The sequence below is a fragment of the Bradyrhizobium sp. genome, from assembly GCF_016462955.1.
GTDB lineage: Bacteria > Pseudomonadota > Alphaproteobacteria > Rhizobiales > Xanthobacteraceae > Bradyrhizobium.
In genome coordinates, this window is sequence record NZ_JAEMSD010000611.1 from 1 (window position 1) to 3,546 (window position 3,546).

The following is a 3,546-nucleotide window of genomic DNA, read 5'->3' on the forward strand; positions in this document are numbered from 1 at the left end:
ATCTTGTTGAGCATCTGGCCGAGATTGGACGCGGCCGCGGTGTGCACCAGCGCCTTGTGGTTCTCGCGGCGCATCGTCTCGGTCATGCCGAGCGCGGTCAGCGGATTGACGAACCAGGACGCGCCATCGGCAGCGGTGGTGCCGGGCGGCAGTTCCATGACGTCGCGGACCTTGAGCACGCGGTACTGCGAATACATGGCGCCACCGATCATGGACACCCTCTTGCCCAGCAGCGCCTTCGCCGCGTCCGACGAGCCGGTCGCGATCACCGTGCCGGCGCCCTCGTTGCCGACCGGCAGCGACTGATCGAGCCGTGCGCCCATCATCCGCACCGCAGCTTCCGGCATCGTCGCGGTGATGACCGGCATCTCTTTGGTGCCGGAAGTCTTGGCGGCCGACATATCGGCCGGCCCGATCAGGAGCCCGAGGTCGGAGGGGTTGATCGGCGTCGCCTCGACGCGGACCACGACCTCGTCGTCGGCGGGCTCGGGAGTCGGGATATCGACGAGAGACAGTTCGAGTTCGCCGCTCTTCTTCAACAGCGAACGCAGTTGCAGTCCGGTCTTGCCGTCGCTCATGTCGATCCTCCCCTGTCCGTCTTTTCGCGGCTCGAGCCGCCGGCTTATGCCAACGCCTTCAATGCCGCCTTGCCGCCGTACAGCGCCTGCTTGCCGAGCTGCTGCTCGATGCGCAGGAGCTGGTTGTATTTGGCGGTGCGATCTGAACGTGCAAGGGAGCCGGTCTTGATCTGGCCGCAGTTGGTGGCGACCGCGAGGTCGGCGATGGTGGAATCCTCGGTCTCGCCGGAGCGGTGCGACATCACAGAGGTGTAGCCGGCCTTGTGCGCCATCTCGACGGCCGCCAGAGTCTCGGTCAGCGTGCCGATCTGGTTGACCTTGATCAGGATCGAGTTGGCGCGGCCGGCCTTGATGCCGTCGGCGAGGCGCTTGACGTTGGTGACGAAGAGATCGTCGCCGACCAGCTGGCACTTCTTGCCGATCAGGTCGGTGAGCTCCTTCCAGCCGTCCATGTCGTCTTCCGACATGCCGTCCTCGATGGTCACGATCGGATAGCGCGAGACGAGGTCTGCAAGATACTTCGCCTGCTCGGAGATCGAGCGGGTCTTGCCCTCGCCTTCATAGACGTATTTGCCGTCCTTGAAGAACTCGGTCGAGGCGCAGTCGAGCCCGAGCACGATGTCGGTGCCCGCCTTGAAGCCGGCCTTGCCGATCGCGTTCATGACGAAGTCGAGCGCGGCGTCGGCCGACGGCAGGTTCGGGGCGAAGCCGCCCTCGTCGCCGACATTGGTGTTGTGGCCGGCCTTCTTCAGTTCCGACTTCAGCGTGTGGAACACCTCCGCGCCGTAGCGCAGGCCTTCGGCGAAAGAGGATGCGCCGACCGGCAGGATCATGAACTCCTGGAAGTCGATCGGGTTGTCGGCGTGCACGCCGCCATTGATGATGTTCATCATCGGCACCGGCAACAGCCGCGCCGAGGTGCCGCCGACGTAGCGGTAGAGCGGCATGTCGAGAGAGTTCGCGGCGGCCTTGGCGCAGGCCAGCGAGACGCCGAGGATGGCGTTGGCCCCGAGCCGGCTCTTGTTCGGGGTGCCGTCGAGGTCGATCATGATCTGGTCGATCTGCGCCTGCTGCTCGGCATCGAGGCCGCTGAGCGCCTCGAAGATCTCGCCGTTGACGGCGCCGACCGCCTTGGTGACGCCCTTGCCGAGATAGCGGGCTTTGTCGCCGTCGCGCAGTTCCACCGCCTCATGGGCGCCGGTGGAGGCGCCCGACGGCACCGCGGCGCGGCCGAGCGCACCGTCCTCCAGCACGACATCGACCTCGACGGTGGGATTGCCCCGGCTGTCGAGGATTTCGCGTCCGATGATGTCGATGATGGCGGTCATGAGGGCCTCTTTTGCGGGAACGAAGGGGGCAGTTGGCGGTGCTTCTACCGCAATGCGTCGAAGCGGAAAAGGCCGGGTGACGGCCGGGCGATGATTGGCTAAGAGGGCCGCCACGGAGGCGGCCTCATGTCGAAAAAACCCGGTAAATCGAACAACTCCCCTGCCAACCCGGCGTTCTTGCAGCTCGGCCGCGCCGTGGAATGGCCGGATGCGCCAGAGAAGGCCAGGCTCGACCGCGTGCCCAATCCGCAAAACGGGACCGATTACCTGGTGCGTTTCACCGTGCCGGAATTCACCTCGCTCTGCCCGGTCACGGGCCAGCCGGATTTCGCCCATCTGATGATCGACTACGCTCCGGGTGCGTGGCTGCTGGAATCGAAATCGCTCAAGCTCTATATCGCCAGCTTCCGCAACCACGGCGCCTTCCACGAGGACTGCACCGTGATGATCGGCAAGCGCATCGCTTCCGAGATCAAGCCGAAATGGCTGCGCATCGGCGGCTATTGGTATCCGCGCGGCGGCATTCCGATCGACGTGTTCTGGCAGACCGGCCGCGTGCCGAAGGGCCTGTGGGTGCCGGAGCAAGGCGTCGCGCCGTATCGCGGACGGGGCTAATACGCACTCAGCAGATCCACCTTGGCATTCGCTGCGACCAGCCGCCGCGTCAGGATAGCGGCCAGGTTGCGCATGATCTTCAGCGCCGTTTGCGGGTGCAGGCGGCGGTAGTCCGCGAAGCTGTCCAGCGGCAGTTCGAGGCAGGTGACGGGCGTGTCCGCAACGACGTCGGCGCTGCGGCTCCGCTCCAGGATCGCCATCTCGCCGAACTCCATGCCGGGGCCGAGAGAAGCGAGCCGAACGCCGCTCGGCAGCTTCACGCTGACCATCCCGCTCTGGAGAAAGAACAGCGAATTGGCGGGCTCGCCGCTCGAGATGATGCGCTGGCCGGCCGCGTAATGCCGGGTGCTCGACAGCTCGACGATCGCAGCGATCTCCTCCGCGTCGAGATCGGCAAGCAGCGCCTGCTCGCTCAGACGCGCGCTCTCCTTCACGTCGGTGAAGCCGCCGAAGCGGTAGATCACCTGGTCTTCGGCCCATTCGATGGCATCGTCGAGCAGCGCGAAGCGGCGCAGCCGGCGCGGCTCGGCGGTGCGCCCGGAGATCGCGCTCCACACCGGGGAGGTGGCCTCGAAACCGGAAAGAATGGTGGTGACGCCGGCATTGCCGAGCGCGGTTAGAGTATCGCCGAGCAGCTCGGCACCGGCCGCGGTGATGTCGGGGACACGGCGGAAGTCGATGATCAGAAGCGGCGCGCTCGGCGGCTCGCTGCTCAGCCGTCTGGTGACGTAGTCGATGGTGCCGAAATTCATCGCGCCGACCAGCTCGAGCACACGGATGTCGCTGTGGCGCTCGTCGAGGATCTGCTGCTCGTGCGGCTGACGGCTGCGGCGCGAGGAAATGCCGTAGATGTCGTAATCCGCCATGATGCTGGTGCGGACATCGGCATTGCGGTTGAGCATGTGCAGGTCGAACCGCGCCGAGAGCGCCTCGCAGACCTTCAGGCCGCGCACGCTGTTGAAATGGTTGTCGAGCAGCGCGAGGCAGCCGATCATCAGCCGCGTCTTGCCGAACAGGTCGGCAGC

Annotated in this window: 3 protein-coding genes and 1 pseudogene; 1 reads left to right on the top strand and 3 read right to left on the bottom strand. The window is 65.8% G+C overall.

Features of this window, described 5'->3' with window-relative positions; all coding sequences use genetic code 11:
• Both JHD07_RS35440 and eno read right to left on the bottom strand, forming a co-directional pair.
• Positions 1–578 (bottom strand): annotated as a pseudogene (locus JHD07_RS35440) (NADH oxidase); the annotation flags it as partial.
• Between the two features lie 44 nt (positions 579–622).
• Positions 623–1,906: a phosphopyruvate hydratase gene (eno, locus tag JHD07_RS35445; protein ID WP_291630652.1), complete on the bottom strand. Its 1,284-nt coding sequence runs from the start codon at positions 1,904–1,906 to the stop codon at positions 623–625.
• A 126-nt stretch (positions 1,907–2,032) separates the two neighbouring features.
• On the opposite strand from eno, the gene queF reads away from it, so the two are divergent.
• A complete protein-coding gene (queF, locus tag JHD07_RS35450) occupies positions 2,033–2,521 on the top strand; it encodes a preQ(1) synthase (protein ID WP_291630654.1) in 489 nt (162 codons plus the stop codon).
• On the opposite strand, the gene JHD07_RS35455 is transcribed toward queF, so the two are convergent.
• Positions 2,518–3,546 (bottom strand): cyclic nucleotide-binding domain-containing protein (locus tag JHD07_RS35455; protein ID WP_291630657.1); only part of this gene is annotated, 1,029 nt, incomplete at its 5' end. The genes queF and JHD07_RS35455 overlap by 4 nt on opposite strands.

What these genes read in the sequence shown, in the direction of transcription:
- eno (WP_291630652.1), bottom strand. Translation starts at nt 1,906, where the DNA reads ATGACCGCCATCATCGACATCATCGGACGCGAAATCCTCGACAGCCGG.
- queF (WP_291630654.1), top strand. Translation starts at nt 2,033, where the DNA reads ATGTCGAAAAAACCCGGTAAATCGAACAACTCCCCTGCCAACCCGGCG.